This is a genomic window from Bacillus cereus group sp. BfR-BA-01355 (genome assembly GCF_022663675.1).
Lineage (GTDB): Bacteria > Bacillota > Bacilli > Bacillales > Bacillaceae_G > Bacillus_A > Bacillus_A thuringiensis_S.
In genome coordinates, this window is the sequence record NZ_JAKUFY010000306.1 from 1 (window position 1) to 488 (window position 488).

Consider the following 488-nt stretch of genomic DNA (forward strand, 5'->3'; position numbering starts at 1 on the left):
TTAAAATAGCAGTTAACATCCTCTCAGAATAATATTCAGTCAATAGGTAAAATATATATAAAATTCATTCCATTAATTTTTAAACAAACCGAAAAAACCTTTCCGTTTTTGTTTCTGATTTTGCTTCTGCATATCTCTAATGTTATTAAACAATAACTGATCTCGCTTCTCTAGCTTCTTCTCTATAAAAACTTCTAATTCACTGTTTTTACATTCTACTTCAGTTAACTTTTTCTCCGTACTTGCTAAATGCTCTTTTGTCGTAACCAATTCATTCTTAATTTCTTGTAATTTTTGAACAAGTGCTTTATTGAATTGATTTTGTAACTGCTGATTTTCTAATACTTCATTCAATTTCTTTTCTAATTCTGATTTTTCTTCTTTTGAAACAAACGAATCAAGTTCTCCGTTTCGCCATGCTCGAACTTGATCGTAAGACCATTTTTGCACCTGTATTTTTTCTTTTATTGCTTTTAATTCTTCTATAT

The 488-nt window shown here is 28.3% G+C and carries 1 protein-coding gene; it reads right to left on the reverse strand.

Features of this window, described 5'->3' with window-relative positions; translation table 11 throughout:
• Positions 1-72: 72 nt before the first annotated feature.
• Positions 73-488: mercury resistance protein (locus MR167_RS31775; RefSeq protein ID WP_242316256.1), on the reverse strand; the 416-nt coding region annotated here is incomplete at its 5' end.